Source organism: Gluconacetobacter brunescens (assembly GCF_048695475.1).
Classification (GTDB): domain Bacteria; phylum Pseudomonadota; class Alphaproteobacteria; order Acetobacterales; family Acetobacteraceae; genus Gluconacetobacter.
In genome coordinates this window covers 85,812-102,783 of the sequence record NZ_JBLHEN010000004.1, presented here as the reverse complement: position 1 = coordinate 102,783, position 16,972 = coordinate 85,812, and the positions used below count along the sequence as shown (strand labels likewise).

The window sequence follows — 16,972 nt, the reverse complement described above, 5'->3', positions numbered from 1 at the left end:
TTATGCCGAATCTAAATCGGGCCTTATTGGCGACATGCGCGGTTATCAGCCTTGGAGGGCTCGTTAGTAATCGCGCCTTTGGTCAAGCCTATGAACGCGACAAACCAAAAAATCCCGCGCCGCTATCGACGCCCGATCAGATTCAAGAGCCACCACGGGAGAGCGACGTCCTGCCCGACACCAAGAAGGTCGTTGTCTCCCGACTGGCCGGGATAGCGTTCTGGGACAATCCGGAGAAGATGCATAAGGATGGGGTAACCCTGCGCGCCAATGGTATTTGGCACGATCCAAGCCTCGACCTTCTCGATACAGCTTCCTTCCAGAGCGAAATCGCAAAATATCTCAATAAGCCGCTCACACTTGCTGATATTAATAGCATCGTCTCTAAAGTGAGCGACCTGTATCGGACGCACGGACGCCCCTTCGTCTATGTTGCCATTCCGCCCCAGTTTCTTGGGAGCGGTGTGGTTCATTTCGTCATAATGGAATACCGGCTCGATAAAGTTTCCGTAAACGGGAACCACTGGTTTTCAAGCGAGCAGATTTCCCGAATGAGCGGGCTGAGATCGGGAAAGATACTCACGCTCTCCGACGTTCGGTACGGAATCGAGCGTCTCAACGATAACCCGTTCCGGACAGTAAATGCCGTCTTCTCCCCGAGCACAGAAAAGGGCGAAACTAACGTATTACTCCAGACAACAGACCGGTTCCCGTTGAATTTGTACGGCACCTTCGACACGGGAGGATTGCCAACCCTCGGACGGGAGGAGTGGGAGGTAGGTGGAACATGGGGCAATGTTTTCGGTTTAGGCCACACTTTGTCCTATCAGCTTACCCATTCAGTAAGCGAGCTTTACAATAGTCATTCGATCAATTACTCCGCGCCACTTCCGTGGGGCGACCAGATCCATGTCTTCGGATCCTATGCCTGGAACCGCCCCCGGGAGACTCTGAACGGGACCGAATTTGTCGAGAACGGCCACTCCGGACAGGCGAGTTTTCGTTATGTCCACGACTCACATCCGATTGAGGTATTCGGCCAAAAAGCGACATTGTGGCAGCAGATCTCGGCGGGCTTTGATTATAAAACGACGAATAACTCAATCGAATTCGGGGGAATTTCAGTCTACGCCACCAACGCTGAGACTGTTCAGTTCCCAGTCGCTTACCGACTGACGTTACGCGATCCCTTTGGCGAGACCCAACTCCGGAACCAGGCGACATTCAGTCCTGGCGGGCTCACGGACGGCAACCACCGACACAGTTTTTCTCTTCTCGTTCCTGGTGCGAGCCCCCGCTATATTTACGATACCATGACGCTGGCTCGGACGACCTGGCTTCCGTGTGATCTTTCGTGGACGGTACAAGCAACGGGGCAGATCTCAACCACCAATCTGATGTATGCAAATCAGATCGGGCTCGGCGGGCTCTATACGACAAGAGGATACTTCACGGACACGATCCTCGGATCCGAGGGGGTGACCGTTGCGAATGAGGTCCACTCGCCGGCTTGGCACCTTCTCCGGGATCAGGACCTTGAGCAGATCGGGGTCTTCTTTGATTACGGCCACGTCTCCCAGGTGCGCCCGATTCCCAATCAGGTCAATTCGCTGGACCTCTCGAGTGTTGGATTGGATCTTCACCTTCAGGAATCCAGTTACGTCAACCTGTCATTCAATATCGGATGGCGGCTACGCTCGTTGCCCACCGTCAAACGCAATGAAGGCTACGGAAACAAGGGAGCGTTCGGTAATATTTCTATCACCGTAGGGTATTAATGAATGCGGTTACCCCTGACTGGCGGCCTTCTTCTTTTGTTCATCTTCGGCGAGTTGCGCCTCTTGGCGCTCAAGTTCGCTTTCAATTGCGCGGCGGATGAACTCAGCCATACGTCTTGGGCCCACCAACGCTTCAATCCTTTCCCGAAGAACGTTCGGAAGTCGGACATTTGTGGAGCGAAAGTTGAGTGGTGGGCGTCCCATGTGCGGACGCTATGCCCCAGCGCCCGTTCCGTCAATCTTCCATAAACGGCACCGTTTATTGACATGGATAAACGGTGCCGTTTAATCTCTCCATGTCTTCACTCTGCGGCCTTCAGGACAGAAGGCTCACCTGCCAGCATCGCGGCCCATGGCTATCCGTGCGGCTATCCAAAGGAATCTTCGTATGCGTCTTCAGAGTAATCCGCTCCTCCTTCTTGCCGGCTCGGTTTTCCTCCTGAGCGGTTGCGGCGGCTCCACACCAGCACCTGAGCCTGTTTTGCTTAGCCAGTTCAGCGCGAACACGGACCGCTTCACCGTCGTCAGCGCCGTCGGCAAACCCGACGGCTCTATTCAGAAGGATGGGCGCAACTGCGACATTTACCGGCTCTATACGACCGGGCTGACGTCGGGTGGCCGCGCCGCGGTCAAGGCCGCAGAGGTGTTGACGAGTGTCGCCACATTGGGCGTCGCGCAGATCGGCTGGGCGATCGGCAAAGCGGGCACGCGACCGCAGGTTCACACCGTCCTTTTCTGCTTCGCGAGCAACGACAAACTTGTCGATATCTACGACAAGGATCCGACGAACACGTCTATTGCGGTCCATCGTATCGTGAACCGTGAAGCGTACAGTGCGCCGGTCGTAATGCAGGCGGCTTCGTCGCCGAGTACGATTGCCGAGGTTGCGGCATCACCAGCGCCACCCTCCTCGCCGGATACGGGCCCGACGACGGATCGTGAAGGGGCGGGCGCTACTGTCACGACCGATCCCTCAACGGGCGCCGAGGTGATTCACGAAAAGCCCGTGGCGCCGAGAGAAGCCGCCGAGGCCGGATCGATCAGTTTGGGCAACGTATCGCAGGAAGCAACAACCGGGGTCGCACAAGTGCCCACGGGAAAGGTGGTTGTGAAGGCCGACGCGACTGCTGACGACCTCAATGACGTCAGCGCGCGCCAGTCGGAAGTCGCGAATAAGGCGGCGTTGCACAGTCGGTGACTGGCGAGGCTACTGCCTGCCGGTAGCCGGGGTTCGGGGAGACACAGAGGCGATCTGCTCTCTCCGATCTTTGCCACTCCGCCAGCATCGAGACGGCGAAAATACGACATGCTCTTCTTGATCGAGAGATTTCAATGGGAACGAATTCGGGTATCGAATGGACAGACCACACTTTCAATCCGTGGGTAGGCTGCACGAAGATTAGTGCTGCTTGCGATCACTGCTATGCTGAAGGGTGGGCGAAACGTGCTGGGCATCCAGACCTATGGGCAGGTAAACGCCGCCGCACCTCAGAGAAGAACTGGAACCTGCCCTTACGCTGGAACCGGGAGGCGCAGGCCTCAGGGGTCCGCGCCCGCGTCTTCTCTGCCAGCCTTGCGGACGTGTTTGACAACCAGGTTCCGCCTGACTGGCGGACCGACCTATGGAATCTCATTGCCGCAACCCCGGGGTTGGACTGGCTTCTCCTGACTAAGCGGCCACAGAACATCTCAGGGATGCTCCCGCCTTGCTGGCAGGATGAGCCATGGCCCAATGTCTGGCTGGGCACGACGATCTGCAATCAGGAGGAGGCCGACCGAAATGTTCGCCATCTCACTACAATCCCGGCGGCGTTGCGCTTCCTCAGCATTGAGCCGCTGCTGGGTCCACTGACCTTCCGCTGGGCACGATGGGTCGACCAAGAGGCCACGTTGCGGAAGTTCGGTCGGCTCGGCCATCTCGAGGGGCTCCGGGGGATTCACTGGGCAATCGTAGGCGGTGAATCGGGCCCGCACGCGCGCCCGATGGATCTCGCGTCGGCCAGGGCGCTTCGCGACGAGTTTCAGGAGGCCGGAACCGCATTCTTCTTCAAGCAATGGGGGGAGTACGACGCGAGCGGCGTCCGCGTCGGAAAGAAGCGTGCCGGCCGGCTGTTGGACGGCCGCATTTGGCAGCATGTGCCTGGGCCTCGTTCGCTGACAACGTTGCCGTGAGGGACCGGGCGGTGATAAGAACATACAGGGAACAATGGAGCCACCCCCGTGACAGCCTCGGTCGAGACAAAGATTCTTTTCCAGCCGTATCGATGGAAGAGCCAGAAGCGTGGTCCTGACCGCCTGGAGGCGGCTCCTGCCATCGAATGCAAAATTATCGGTGACGGGTTACGCAGGATCGAAAAGATTCGCGCCGGTGGCACCGGCTTCGCGGGTGCGCAGCTCGTGCGCATCTCGGTGGATGTCGAAGCCGGAGATTACGGCGAACCCGAGTTTCTTGACGAGGCCGGGCATGTCCCGGCCCGGGACGAGTGATTGCCCTTTCGATCACTACGCGATCGATTGCAGGATACCCTGCTACCGGAAGTCCCGAGCGCGTTGGAGGGTTCTGTCCGAAGCAGGGCCGTCTTCCCGCCCGATCTTGCCGAGGTCGGCCGTGAGGTCCTCGAACCGCACGGCGACGACGTGGATGACGTCGCCTTCCCGTTGAAGGAGCCCTTGTACGGCGATCATGGCGGCGCCGATGACGATCCGCCGCTGCGCCTCCATCCGGTCCTTCCAGACGACCAGGTTAGCAGTGCCCGTTTCGTCCTCGATCGTCATGAACAGGACACCTTTCGCTGTGCCTGGGCGCTGCCGCATCAGCACGATGCCGGCGACGGAGACACGGCGACCGTCGCGCAGCGCGCCCAAGGCGCCACATGGCGTCAGCCCGCGGCTAGCCAAATTCTCGCGTAGAAACGCCACCGGATGCGGGCGAAGGCTCAACCCTGTCGTATGGTAATCTTCGACAACCTCGCCCCCCTCAGAGAGATCCGGCAGGACGAACATCGGCTCCACAATTTCCGGCTCCGGCCGGTTGCGTAGAGCGTCCGCAGCGGCAAACAGCGGCAACGGGCTGTCGGCCAACCCCTTGATCTCCCAGAGCGCCGCGCGTCGATTCAGACCCAGGCTGTGCAGCGCGTCCGCCTCGGCAAGGCGTTCGATCGCCGAGACCGGGATGTCGGCCCGCCGCCAGAGGTCATCCACGCTCTCGTAGGGCGAGGTCCGGTTTGCGATGAGCTGCGCCGCATGGTCGTTGGAAAGTCCCTTCACCAGGCGAAAGCCCAGGCGGACAGACTGCCGTGGGGCGCCGGGTCGGCCTTCGAGTGTGCAATCCCAGCGCGACCGGTTGACGTCGATCGGCCGGACATCCACCTCATGCTCGCGGGCGTCACGAACGATCTGCGCCGGCGCGTAGAAGCCCATCGGCTGGCTATTCAGAAGCGCGGCGCAGAACACATCGGGGTGGTGGCATTTCAACCAGGCCGACGCATAGGCCACCAGTGCGAAGCTGGCCGCGTGGCTCTCCGGGAAGCCGTAGCTGCCAAACCCTTCGAGCTGGCTGAATGTGCGCTCGGCAAATGACTGCTCGTAACCCCGGTCGACCATCCCCTGCACAAGCTTGTCGCGGAACACCGAAACACCGCCCGTGAATTTGAAGGTGGCCATCGAGCGACGAAGCTGGTCCGCCTCTCCGGGCGTGAAGCCCGCGCAATGGATCGCGACCTGCATCGCCTGCTCCTGGAACAGCGGCACGCCAAGGGTCTTCCCGAGAATGGCTTCGAGGGCTGGCGAGGGGCAATCGGGGTCTTCCAGTCCCTCGCGCCGACGGAGATAGGGATGAACCATGTCGCCCTGGATCGGCCCAGGCCGGACGATCGCCACCTGCACGACCAGGTCATAGAAGGTCTTCGGCTTCAGGCGCGGCAACATCGACATCTGCGCCCGGCTCTCGATCTGGAATGTGCCGAGTGTGTCCGCCCGGGAGATCATGGCATAGGTCCTGGCATCCTCGGGCGGGATGGCGGCGATATCCATCCTGATCCCGAAGCGGTCGTCGAGCAGCTCGAAACACCGACGCAGGCACCCCAGCATCCCGAGGCCGAGTATGTCGACCTTCATGAAGCGCAGGACGTCGATATCGTCCTTGTCCCAGGTGATGATCTGCCGGTCCTCCATGGCGGTCGGCTGGACCGGCACCAACTCGTCGAGCCTGTCGCGAGTCAACACGAAGCCGCCCGGATGCGTACCGAGCTGCCGAGGAAAGCCGATCAACTGGCGGGCCAGATGCAACGTCAGCGCCAGTCGGCGATCGCGCAGGTCGAGATTGATTTCCTGTGCCCGGGCCCGCAGCAGATCGGGATCGTCCAGCGCGGAGCCGAGATGCTTGGCCATCTGCGCGGTCAGATCGTCCGCAAGTCCGAGCACCTTGCCGACCTCGCGCAGCGCGCCGCGGGGCTGGTAACGCATCACCGTCGCGCACAGAGCGGCGTGGCTCCGCCCGTAACGCCGATAGATCCACTGGATCACCTCCTCCCGTCGGTCGCTTTCGAAATCGACATCGATGTCGGGCGGCTCGTTCCGCTCGGCCGACACGAACCGCTCGAACAGCAGGCCGCTGCGGACGGGATCGATCGCGGTGATGGCCAGCACATAGCAGACCGCGGAATTGGCGGCCGACCCGCGCCCCTGGCAGACGATACCGAGCGAGCGTGCGTACTGAACGATCGTGTTCACGGTCAGGAAATAGGGCGCGTAATCCAGCCGGCCGATCAGATCCAGTTCGTGTTTGAGCTGCGCCAGGACACTCTTCGGCGTGCCGGCAGGATAGCGGCGCGGCAAGGCTTCGCGGACCAGGCGCGTGAGTGTCGCCTGCGGGGCTTCGCCGGCGACGTCGCTCTCAGCCGGATACTGATATTTCAGGTCTGCCACGCTGAAGCAGCACCGCATGGCGATCGTGCGCGTGGCCGCAAGCGCCGGCTCAAACCCCCGGTAAAGGGCCACCATTTCGTCCGGCGATTTCAGGTGCCGATCCCGGAAGGGTTCACGGTCTGCCCCGAGCTGATCGAGCGACGTTCCCACCCGGATCGCCGTCAGAACATCCTGCAGAATATGGCGCTGCGCGTCGTGGTAGAGCACGTCGCCGATGACGACGGTCGGCACACCCGCTCTGCCCGCGAGATCCGCCAGTGCATGAAGGCGCGCCAGATCCCCGGGGCGCCGACGCAGGGTCAGCCCAAGATAGGCGCTGTCGATCCTGCCCTTCCGCTCCTGGTCCCCGAGGCAGCTCAGGGCGCGGGTCACTTCGGCATCCGCCATATCGGGGAGCAGGATGACGACGAGCCCGGCGCCGCCCGCCTCCAAATCCTCCCACGTCAGCGTGAACACCTGCCGCTCGCCCCGCTTGTGCCCAAGCGTCAGCAGACGGCACAGTCGACCCCAGGCGGCCCGGTCGGTCGGATAGGCCAGGAGTGCGGTCCCCTCGGCAAGGTCGAGCCGTACGCCCGGGACCAGGCGCACGCCATGTTCCTCGGCTGCCACATGCGCGCGGATGATCCCGGCAACCGAATTATGGTCGGTCACGCCCAGAGTGTCGTAGCCGAGCGCGGCCGCACGGCCGAATAACTCGTCCGGGTGGCTCCCGCCCCGCAGGAAGGAGAAATTGGTCGCCACCTGCAGTTCGACATAGGGGGCGGCGCTGTCAGGCATCGTCGGGCTGGCGGTCGGCATTCGGATGCCGATGCCGGCTGGTATCAGGTAGCGCTGCGCCGGCGCTGCAGCGCACCAGTCGGAAGCCGCAGCGGCGCAGATGTTCGACCAGGCGCTCCGCGACGATGCGGGCCATCAGCTCGTCGGCGTCATGGACACGCCGTCGGCCGTCATAGCGCAGCGCGTGGCTCAGGGCGTCCGCGATCTCGGCCGGATCCGCCGGCTTCAGCTCTTCCCCCATTAGAGCATCCCATGGACGAACCAGGAGAGGTCGCCCGACCATTCATGGACCCCGTCCCCATGGCGGAACAGCCAGAAACGGCCTCCCTCATCGTCCTCGACGACCCAGTAATCGCGGACCGCGCCATATTCGTCGGCGTCGTGCCACCATTCGCCATGGATCCGCTCCGGGCCATCGGCCGCCCGCACCCGATGGCGCTCGCCGCGCCATACGAACAGGCGGGGCGGGTCGGCCGGTAACGTGCTCAGCACAAGGATCGGTTCGGGCGTCGGAAACAGCCGGGCAGGGCGCTGGGCGTTCCATTGCCATGCAATCGGATTCCTCTTCCGCCCGCTCGCGTCGGGCAGCGCCACCCGAACCTGCGTGCGCTCGGGGAGATGTGACCCGGCCTCAGCGAGGCGATAGATCTGCTCTATACCCTCGCGATTCCGCAGCCGATCGATCAGGCAGCCAAGATCCGCCGCCCCGTGTTCCGCAGCCAACAGCCCTCGCATGCGACCGTCGGCCGGGATCGGCTCGATCCGGACAACGACGAGCTGCATTGCCTCGATGCCGAATCCCGGCTCGATCGTCTCGATCCGTTCCCGCAGCAGCCGGGCAATATGCGCTGCTTCATGGACCGGTGCGGCCAGACCGACCCGACAGACCTGCACCGATGCGTCCACGCGCTCGCACCTCAGATCGATCAGCCGGGCACCCATGCCCCTCCGCACCAGCTCCTGCGCGGCATCGTCGACCAGGACGTCGATCACCGTGGCGATCGCCTCGGCCGTCCCGATCGGCTCGACGAAACTGCGCCGAGGCGCAATCGCATCCCTTGGGCGCAGCGGCTGGATCGGCTCGAAGACGGTGCCCATCGCCTGGTCCAGACGCCGCATGAGGTCGGCACCAAAGCGCCGCGTAAGGGGCGCTCTCGGGGCGGCCTGGAGAGCGCCGATCGTCCGCAGGCCGAGCCGTTGCAGGCCCTCCTCCGTCTGGCCGGCCAGGCGCAGGCCTCCGACCGGCAGTGCGGCCAATGCGGCGCCCTGGCCGCCGGCCGACAGGATGATGCGGTCATTCCGCCCGTAGCGGGCAAGCGCATGCGCTGCGCCCGGCGTCTCGGCGAGGGAGAGGCGACAGGTCAGCCCCAACGACGCCAGACGACCGGCCAGCGTATCGAGCATCGGGGCTTCGCCGCCCTGCAGGTGATCGCATCCCGTACTGTCGATCCAGATCCCATCGGGCGCATCGATCGCAACCAGGGGCGACAGCCACAGGCACCATTCGGCAAGGCGCTCAAGAGCATCCCCATCGGCGTCTGCATCGAGCAGGGGCGCAGACAGGTCCGGAACCAGCGCCCGAGCATGCGTCAACGCCATCCCGGGCACGACCCCGGCCGCCCGCGCGACGCGGTCCGCCGCGGCCACGACATGCCGGCGTCCATCATGCGTATGCAGCGCCAGTCCCGACTCTGCCGGCTGGTCCTGATTGCGCCGGCGCCATAGATCCGTGTGCCAGTACGGGAGCCAGAGGGAGATGATGCGGCGTGACATAAGGCGGAATCTCACAGGACCAGGACGCGGAACGGCCGCCGCGCTGACGCAGCAGTTCGATCGTCCAGCGCTCGGGACCAAGGGCGGGAAGAGACGGTGAAGCAGAGAACGGCAGAACGCACGGCTCTCCACGGACCCTCCAGCGGGTCTGGCAGGCACTTGGCGGCAGCCGGCCTGTATCGGACGGCGCAGACTCGCGGTGCAGCAGAAAGCCGGTCGTATCGCCTGCCTCTGATGCGAGCTGCAGCCGCCGAGAGGCCGTCAACGAGAGAGGCGCGTCCATATCTGCCACCACGGCCGCCACTGCCCGTTCGCGCAGAATATCCTCACATAGGCCGGGCACGTTTTCGGGCCTCGTCTCGATGCAGATCACCCTGCCGGCGTCCAGTCCGGCCGCCCGGATGCCGGCCAGATGCAGATCCAGGTAGCGTCCGGAGATCCAGACGATCTGTCCCTCGGTGTCCGCCAGGATCGAGGCTATGAAGCGGGATGGCTTGGCCGCCACACGCAGGTCGCTGCCGGCGCCGTAGAATTCATGCACGACGCCACATGGCAGGCCGCCTCCGAGGTGCCGATCGACGTCGGCCAGGCCGGTGCGAAGATGGCGTGCTGCGTCGGATATCTTGGATCGGCGTTCGATCCGCGCGATCTGCTCGCGCAGCAATTCCATCGTCTCTCTGTGCTGGTTCATCGCCGCTCGCTCCCGCTCCCTCAGGATCGGCCGGATCATAGGCAGGAACAAAAAGGGAACACAAGCGATTCATTCGATGGACGGCGACGCCGGAAGTACGCTCTGCTCGCCCAGGGCCGCAGTCGGGAGAGGTGGGACGATGTGCAACCTTTACGCCATGGAAAGCGCGCCATCGGCGATCCGGGCTGCCGCAGCCGCGATGACCGATCGCACTGGCAACCTGCCGGCGATGCCCTCCATCTATCCCGATTATGCCGCCCCGATCGTGCGGAACGGTGCGAACGGCCGGGAACTGGTGATGGCCCGCTGGGGCATGCCCTCTCCGGCCTTCGCGCTGAAGGGTCACAAGGTCGATCGGGGCGTCACCAATATCAGGAACACGGAATCACCTCACTGGCGCCGCTGGCTTGGCCCGGCGCATCGCTGCCTGGTGCCGTTCACGGCCTTCGCGGAGAACGGCCTTCTGCCTGATGGGCGGATCCAGCCGGTCTGGTTTGCTGCCGCGGAAAGTCGCCCCCTACGGTTCTTTGCCGGCCTGTGGACGTCCTGGACCTCTGTTCGGAAAGTGCGCGAAGGCGAAATTACCGCCGACCTCTTCGGCTTCCTAACGACGGAAGCCAACACTGTTGTGGCGCCCGTTCATCCGAAGGCGATGCCGGTCATTCTCGAGACGGCCGATGAGATTGCACTTTGGCTGGAAGGAGACTGGGAGGCCGCGTCTGTACTTCAGCGTCCCCTCGATCCTGATCACCTGATGTCACTGCAAGCAGGCTCCGCCTTGTGAGGGGCGGACTGTGCCTTTTCGGGCGCAGCCGACCAGCCAGAACGCTGCGCAACCTACCTCACGTTCGGAATCTCTTTCCTGGAAGGGCACGCATACGCTACGGCTATACAGCATAGTCCGTGAAGTGGAAAATTATGGAAGCGTTAATAGGTCCAAACGGTAGAATATGGCACCAAAATAGTAATGAATTTTTAAGATATATAGGATACTTTGGTGGCGATTTCGATCCGATTTCGTATTCTATACGGAATCTCGGGTTCGTTGCCATCGGTATGTTTGCGCGTTATACACGCGTTCGCTTTCGGCCTGCCTTGTTTCCAAAACCTTGCCTGCAGCGAGTGCTGGAGATCCTTCTCTATCATTCACCGGCGAGCATCGTCCTCGAACGTGCCGGTACATCCTTCGTGCCGTTGGAGGTTCTTCATAACCTCAATGACGCCGTTGCCCGCCTGCGCACCCTCCAGGAAGCCACTCCTGACGACGACATGCCTTCTGCGTCACCCGCTATCATACGCCTGTCGCTGGACCGGCTGCGGGATCCGAAGAGGGCGAGTATGAGATCGGCGTTCGAAACGTGGAAGAAGGCCCGGCGATACGCCAGGACCCATAATGTCGCTCAGATCGCCGCAGATCCTCTGTTTGGGGGCGGCGGAGTAGCGTGGATGCCTGGCCAGGATCGCTGCCTGATTGAGGCATGGCCACAGACATATGGGAAGTATGGCAAGCTGCCTTACGACAGCTTGCTTGGCCGCGACGTGCGCGACCTTCCCGACGGCAGGTACCTGCTGCCTACGACGCGGAGCTATTTTAACGTTGCTCATGACCAGTCTCCGCGTCTGGAACTCATCGAGGCACTGGTCACGCACCCCGATGGTTCCAAATTCTGGTCTCGCTACGAGAGGCTGCTTTTACCCTGGCGAACCAGCATGTCGGACACGTTCGTCAGTTCCATGCCCCTGCTCAGGCTCGTCAGGAGTCTTTAAATTATTCCGAATATAGCGCGCCAGGTCTCCCGGCGTTTCCCATATGAGGTTGCAGTCGAAAGTGCGCCAGGGACTGACGATACGCATCCCCGGCTGGACGACGGGATGGCCGTAGAGGGGTAAGAGCACGCGGGTCAACGCACCTTGCTCCACCATGCCGATGGTGAAATCCGGTCCCCACATCGCGAGCGAAATGCTTCTCATCATACCGATGGTCAGAACCGGAAGCCGCTTGCGGCGATAGTAAGGATGGCACCACAGACCGCCGGCAAACACGACCCGTCCTGCAATATCGGCTGCCACTGGCGCAGCGGCTGTCCACTTCTCATTCGGGCTCATCTGCGTGGCCGGGTCGCGATAGGCGAAGCGACCGGACTCCCATTCTTCACGGAGTGTGCTTGTTGGCCAATCATAGCGGCGCAGAATCAATGTTACGACCGGCTCTCCATCCGCCTGTCCCTCCACGTAAATGATGTTATCCGGATTTATATCCGAGATGGCAGGATCGTAGATTGGTGAAAGCGGCTCCCATGTATCGAGATTCTTCCGATTGACCTCAACCAGCCGGGTCAAATCACGTCCCATACGCCACGATATGCCGAGATGGCGAGCCGCCTCCGCAATCTGGAGGAAGAACCGACCGATTTCGATTTTGGGGCCATGGTTTATTTCAACCGCATCCAGAAATGGACGAAGTACTTCTGACATAGTTAGCCTCTTTTACGGGCGGAATTGCCCGAAAAGAACGCTACTTATTTATTAATGATATCACCTTGACTGCTCTCATTTACATTTCAGGCGTTTATTTTTTATTAACTATTGATGGCGCAAAAGCGCCAGAAAGAGCATTGGGTGGGTAAGCAATGTGTAAATCGATAGACGAAATTGCCAGGGGTGTCCGTCCTCAGGAGCCCCGCCTATCGCCGTCGTCGGCGATGGCCCGCGTCCTGCGTGACCTTTATCGGGGCCTGCCGCCGTGGGCACATTGCGAGGGTCGCGCGATGCCCGGTGGTACCGGGCGAACAGAGGAAGCGTTGCGCCAACGTGGTTTAGTCACCGGCTTCGGTCGAAATCTCACGCTGACAGAGGCGGGGCGTCAATGTGCCGCGCGGCTGGCTCAGACGGGAATTAACCAACCCTCGCATGATGGATCGCAAATAAACAGGCGGCTCAGATTTGGTTGATGGGACTAAACGGAAAGCCGAGCGTATCGCTGCCTGGCGCCCGGCGCCGTTCAGGACCTTCGCGGAGAACGGCCTTCTGCCTGACGGGCGGATCCAGCCGGTCTGGTTTGCTGCCGCGGAAAGTCGCCCTCTACGGTTCTTTGCCGGGCGGATGCTTCAGCGCCCTCTGGATGCGGCCCATTTGAGACGTCTCGAATCAGGACCCGCCTCTTGACCATGACCCGGCGCGCCAATTTGGACACACATCCGCTTTTTCTCGATCGGGTTGCTGGTTGACTACCGACGCGGCTACCTCGCGCCTGCTCAGCGGCTATCGGGCAATGGTTTCAAGGAATCTTCTGGATAGCGACCGCCCCTCGCGCGAAAATCCATCCACGTCTCATATCCGAGAGGGCTGATCCCAAGCAGCTCGGGCGATGTGTGCAACACTTGCAGCAGCCCGAGCCGGAGCAAGGGCTGGATCGTGCGATCTCCGAACTCGTCCGTGAGATTTCGCGAACCTCCGACGATCAGTCGCCAGCCCGGTGTCCCGCGAACCGTCGTGATCGGTTGCAGACAGCCGCTTGATTCTACTTGCCCATCCTCGCCCAGAATGAACAGGCAGCACGTCCAGAAGGCGTTGCGAGGGCGAGGCGGAATCAGCAACCAGCCTATCGGACCATCATGTCCTGATCCGGACGGAACAGTCGACGCAAATGTTTCATCAGCTTCGTGCGCGGCGATGAAGCCTTCTCGAAACGCGCGTTCCAGCGCTCTCGCGACAGCACCGGCCGTATCTACCGAGAAACCTTCCCGCCGGTCATTGCGATCCTTCGCAACGATCCCTCGGGCAATGTCCCGGAACTGCGCGGTTCGGTAAGCGTCCCTTCTGGGACGGCGGCTCTCAGCCATGCCCCTCACCATGACATTTTGACCAGACGCATCGTAAGTCGCCCGCAAGCCTCGCGGTCAAGATCGAAATAAGGTTCATTGAAAAGCGAGGATCTTCCTTGGGGTTCGGGTGCCAGACCGGCGCAGCGACGGGAAGCGCCGCAATCGCCATTTCACTTGTGTCCTCAACGATCATCCGTGCAGTCGCAAAATTGCCGCCCTTGGCCCCTGTACCGAGCGGCGCTGAGGGCATCGGTCAGTGCGATGTTCTTCCCGGCCTGATTTGTGGTCCAGGCGGCAAAGTTCAGGGCGATCATGCGGGCCACAACGTGCATGCTTCAAATGACAAGGGGACGGGTTTCATAGATTGCGTTTGCATGTTTTATAGATTCTATGCACATTGAACCAAGATGTTATCACCCCCCTATAAGGAGTCAGTCATGCAGACCATGACGCTTGAGCAGCTTCGCGCCGCAAGCGATTCCGGCGGAGTGGACGGCGTGACCCTGAAAGGGCGGGGCGGGGCGTTCCTCGTGCAGATCGCCACACGCAGCGGGGCCACCGCCTTGCTGGCGAAGGCCCGCAGCAACGAGCCGCGCCGGTTCGGTAATCCCGTTGCCGCCTTGAACGTCCTGCGCGACGTGGGCATCACCTTCGGCCAGTTCGACGCCAGCGAGTGGAACCCGGCCGAGAAAGAGGAAACCGCCGGCAACCGTGGCCGGGCCGAAGCGATGCGCAAGGCGCACCAAGCCGCCGCCTACACGGGATGGCTGGCCGCCGAGATTCAGGACGCCATCGACGACCCCAGGCCCAGCATCCCGAACGATGACGTCATGGCGGGGATGGATGCCCACATTGCACGCCACAAGGCAGAAGGAGGGCAGCGCGTATGAGCTTCGATGTCTTCGCCGCGCTCGCTCAGCCCGGCGCCTCCGTCACCGTGCACAACGTCCGGCTGATCGATGTGCAGCCGGCCGAAGGCGGCCATGAACTGCTAACCATCGAGCATGCCAGCACCACGCGCGAACTGATCGGCGGCGGGCCGTGGAACCAGGAACACAGCCGCCGCAATGTGGGGAGGTTCGGCTACATCGTGCCGGCGCCGCCCTTCGGCCGCGAGATACCGGCCGGCGCGTGCTACTTCCGCGACTACATCGACCAGAGCCTGCAGCGCGTGCCCGAGTTGGACAGCCACGAGCGGACGACCCGTGACGACGGACCCGCTTTGGACGTCATCGGCTGGCGATGCGATGCACGGCCGAACGGATTCCGCGCGCCTGTCGGCATCATCCCCGGCGAGGCCGGGCGCTTCGTGCCTGATGAAACTGTGGCCGTTACACTGCGCGTGCCGCCGGAGTTCGTACGGGCGTGCCGGCGCGTGCAGATGACGCCCCAGGAGCTGCTCCGCAGCTTTGCGGGCGATCTCGCCGGCATTCAGAACTTCGTCGCGTGCCCACGTGCAGACGGCTACGGCAGCAACGGCAGTGATGAACGCGAATACGCCGGTGCCTGGCTGCATCGAGCGCACGCCGTAAACGCTATCGACCTGGACGAGCACGACGCCCGCCAGGCCGAGGCCGAAGAGAAGCAGCTCCAACGCGACGACTTCGCGGCCCTGCTGGACGATTTCGAGAACTACGGCGGCAAAGCCGATGAGCTGTTCGCGACCGTTCAGGCGCTTGTCGATAAGCAGGCCGAGACGGACGCCGATTGATCGATGGCGAAGGTCAAGCCCCCTTTCCGCATCGTATGGCGTCCGATGGCTGAGGTCGATCTGGACACCATCATCGACGCCATCGCCCAGGATAACCCGACCGGGGCGGAGACGTTTGGCCAGGAGCTGCGCGGCAAGACCTTGCCGCTTGCGCAGCAGCCGAAAATGGGCCGCACCGGCCGGCCGGGCTTGCCCGCCTCCGTGCATGAGCTGGTCGCCCATCGGAATTACATCGTGTTTTATCGCGTGCTGGACTGCGCCGGCACCGTGGAGGTTTTGCGGGTGAAGCACGCGGCGCAGCAAATGCCGTGACGCGGTGACAAGTGGATCTCGCCGGCGAGGTCTAGGTGTCCGATGGCAGAGAGAGGACCGGCGACCGCTCCCATCGTGGACCGCGCGTGGCAAACTGGACCATCTGTAATATCGTGCCGTCCGGTCTGATAATGTGGCGCTGCCCATGATATTCGAACGACAGATTACCGTTCGTGGTCCTGCGGGCAGTCACGGTGACTGTGCGCTGGTCAGGCCCACAAAGCGTGATCCTCTCCGCGTCATCTACGAGTTGAGTGGCGCTCATGGCCGTCTCCGCGGGGCTAAGTTGTCTCACGGGCTATTTTGTTGTCATTTTGGCATCGGCATTACGAGCGCATATGCGCCCAAATATCTTCAATAGACCGGATGGAGATGACAAGACCGTTCACGCACAGACCGGCAGAACCATACATCCGCCGTGTCTTCTTTTCTCGGATCGAGGCGCTCGCCAGCCCAGCCGAAATAATCCCTTCAAGAGCTGCGGTACTCGCATCGCAATCGCGAACGTAATAATCTCTTCCGCCGTCCTCATTTACCAGAACAAGGCCGCGTTGACCCATCCGCTCGCGCCATGTAGCCATGACCTGCCCTCGACCAATGCGGCCGCAGGCTTCGGCATTCTCCAAATCGTCCAATTCAGGGCACATCAAAGAGAGCTCGACCTCACACGAATACTCGCCGAAATTGATCGACGAAATATGAGCGAACCCGCAGGATCTCCACCACTTTCTCAAGGCTCCGCACGCATCTCGCAGGGAGCATTGAACCTGAGTTCCACTCAGCTCGCCACCGAGTTTTTCTTCGAGCGATCGAATCATCGTGTTGGCCTCACGCAGAGCGGCATGTCGCTCCTCGACCTCCCGCGCAACGGCGGACGGAACACTCATGAGCGTCGCGAGATCAGCCCATTTATGTTCAACGACGCTCATGGCCGGCGCAATATCGATAAGGGGAATATCCAATCCGTTCTCGGACTTGCGGGACTCGATCTGATCCCGGATGAACGCAAGGGCATGCAGTCCTTCTGTTACGAGACGAGTTGCTTTTCCGAGAGATTCCCGGTCGAGGGAAAGCTGCTCACAGCCAGTCGCGTGCACTCTAAAAGCAGGGGGCATAGGGTCGATATCCGCAAGCTCGGGTGTTTCAGTGAGAGGTTCGGGCAATCGGGACGATGCTCCCT

15 protein-coding genes are annotated in these 16,972 nt (G+C 61.8%); 8 read left to right on the top strand and 7 right to left on the bottom strand.

Features of this window, described 5'->3' with window-relative positions; genetic code table 11:
* The first annotated feature begins 2 nt into the window (after positions 1-2).
* The 4 genes from ACMAUO_RS20620 (at position 3) to ACMAUO_RS20605 (ending at position 4,265) form a co-directional block, all read left to right on the top strand.
* Positions 3-1,778 (top strand): ShlB/FhaC/HecB family hemolysin secretion/activation protein, encoded by a 1,776-nt coding sequence (locus tag ACMAUO_RS20620; protein ID WP_420358783.1) that lies wholly within the window; start codon positions 3-5, stop codon positions 1,776-1,778.
* A gap of 388 nt (positions 1,779-2,166) precedes the next feature.
* On the top strand, positions 2,167-2,976 hold the full coding sequence (locus ACMAUO_RS20615; protein ID WP_420358782.1) for a hypothetical protein: 810 nt from the start codon (positions 2,167-2,169) through the stop codon (positions 2,974-2,976).
* Positions 2,977-3,110: 134 nt separating this feature from the next.
* Positions 3,111-3,950 carry a phage Gp37/Gp68 family protein gene (locus ACMAUO_RS20610; RefSeq protein WP_420358781.1) on the top strand — a complete coding sequence of 280 codons (840 nt, stop codon included), beginning with the start codon at positions 3,111-3,113 and terminating at the stop codon, positions 3,948-3,950.
* A gap of 48 nt (positions 3,951-3,998) precedes the next feature.
* Positions 3,999-4,265: a hypothetical protein gene (locus ACMAUO_RS20605; protein ID WP_420358780.1), complete on the top strand. Its 267-nt coding sequence runs from the start codon at positions 3,999-4,001 to the stop codon at positions 4,263-4,265.
* A 42-nt stretch (positions 4,266-4,307) separates the two neighbouring features.
* On the opposite strand, the gene ACMAUO_RS20600 is transcribed toward ACMAUO_RS20605, so the two are convergent.
* The 4 genes from ACMAUO_RS20600 to ACMAUO_RS20585 are packed head-to-tail and all read right to left on the bottom strand — an operon-like array spanning position 4,308 to position 9,945.
* The gene (locus ACMAUO_RS20600; protein WP_420358779.1) at positions 4,308-7,502 is read right to left on the bottom strand and encodes an error-prone DNA polymerase; all 3,195 of its coding nucleotides are present in this window, start codon (positions 7,500-7,502) and stop codon (positions 4,308-4,310) included.
* On the bottom strand, positions 7,474-7,722 hold the full coding sequence (locus tag ACMAUO_RS20595) for a hypothetical protein (protein ID WP_420358778.1): 249 nt from the start codon (positions 7,720-7,722) through the stop codon (positions 7,474-7,476). The genes ACMAUO_RS20600 and ACMAUO_RS20595 overlap by 29 nt, the downstream gene beginning before the upstream one ends.
* Positions 7,722-9,254, bottom strand: a complete 1,533-nt coding sequence (locus ACMAUO_RS20590; RefSeq protein WP_420358777.1) for a DUF6504 family protein — start codon at positions 9,252-9,254, stop codon at positions 7,722-7,724. The genes ACMAUO_RS20595 and ACMAUO_RS20590 overlap by 1 nt, the downstream gene beginning before the upstream one ends.
* The gene (locus ACMAUO_RS20585) at positions 9,145-9,945 is read right to left on the bottom strand and encodes an ImuA family protein (protein ID WP_420358776.1); all 801 of its coding nucleotides are present in this window, start codon (positions 9,943-9,945) and stop codon (positions 9,145-9,147) included. Before ACMAUO_RS20585 ends, ACMAUO_RS20590 begins: the two co-directional genes overlap by 110 nt.
* 139 nt (positions 9,946-10,084) lie before the next feature.
* Between ACMAUO_RS20585 and ACMAUO_RS20580 the strand changes: the two genes are divergently transcribed.
* A complete protein-coding gene (locus ACMAUO_RS20580; protein WP_420358824.1) occupies positions 10,085-10,729 on the top strand; it encodes an SOS response-associated peptidase in 645 nt (214 codons plus the stop codon).
* A gap of 908 nt (positions 10,730-11,637) precedes the next feature.
* Here ACMAUO_RS20580 and ACMAUO_RS20575 read toward each other — a convergent pair.
* Both ACMAUO_RS20575 and ACMAUO_RS20570 read right to left on the bottom strand, forming a co-directional pair.
* Positions 11,638-12,420, bottom strand: coding sequence for a hypothetical protein (locus tag ACMAUO_RS20575; RefSeq protein WP_183010745.1), 783 nt, complete (start codon positions 12,418-12,420; stop codon positions 11,638-11,640).
* A gap of 779 nt (positions 12,421-13,199) precedes the next feature.
* A complete protein-coding gene (locus ACMAUO_RS20570; protein ID WP_420358775.1) occupies positions 13,200-13,787 on the bottom strand; it encodes a hypothetical protein in 588 nt (195 codons plus the stop codon).
* A gap of 419 nt (positions 13,788-14,206) precedes the next feature.
* On the opposite strand from ACMAUO_RS20570, the gene ACMAUO_RS20565 reads away from it, so the two are divergent.
* The 3 genes from ACMAUO_RS20565 to ACMAUO_RS20555 are packed head-to-tail and all read left to right on the top strand — an operon-like array spanning position 14,207 to position 15,792.
* The gene (locus ACMAUO_RS20565) at positions 14,207-14,659 is read left to right on the top strand and encodes an antitoxin PaaA2 family protein (protein ID WP_420358774.1); all 453 of its coding nucleotides are present in this window, start codon (positions 14,207-14,209) and stop codon (positions 14,657-14,659) included.
* Positions 14,656-15,480, top strand: coding sequence for a hypothetical protein (locus ACMAUO_RS20560; protein WP_420358773.1), 825 nt, complete (start codon positions 14,656-14,658; stop codon positions 15,478-15,480). Before ACMAUO_RS20565 ends, ACMAUO_RS20560 begins: the two co-directional genes overlap by 4 nt.
* A gap of 3 nt (positions 15,481-15,483) precedes the next feature.
* On the top strand, positions 15,484-15,792 hold the full coding sequence (locus tag ACMAUO_RS20555; protein WP_420358772.1) for a type II toxin-antitoxin system RelE/ParE family toxin: 309 nt from the start codon (positions 15,484-15,486) through the stop codon (positions 15,790-15,792).
* Positions 15,793-16,118: 326 nt separating this feature from the next.
* On the opposite strand, the gene ACMAUO_RS20550 is transcribed toward ACMAUO_RS20555, so the two are convergent.
* Entirely contained in the window at positions 16,119-16,955 is an 837-nt protein-coding gene (locus ACMAUO_RS20550; protein ID WP_420358771.1) for a hypothetical protein, read from the bottom strand.
* Between the last annotated feature and the right edge of the window lie 17 nt (positions 16,956-16,972).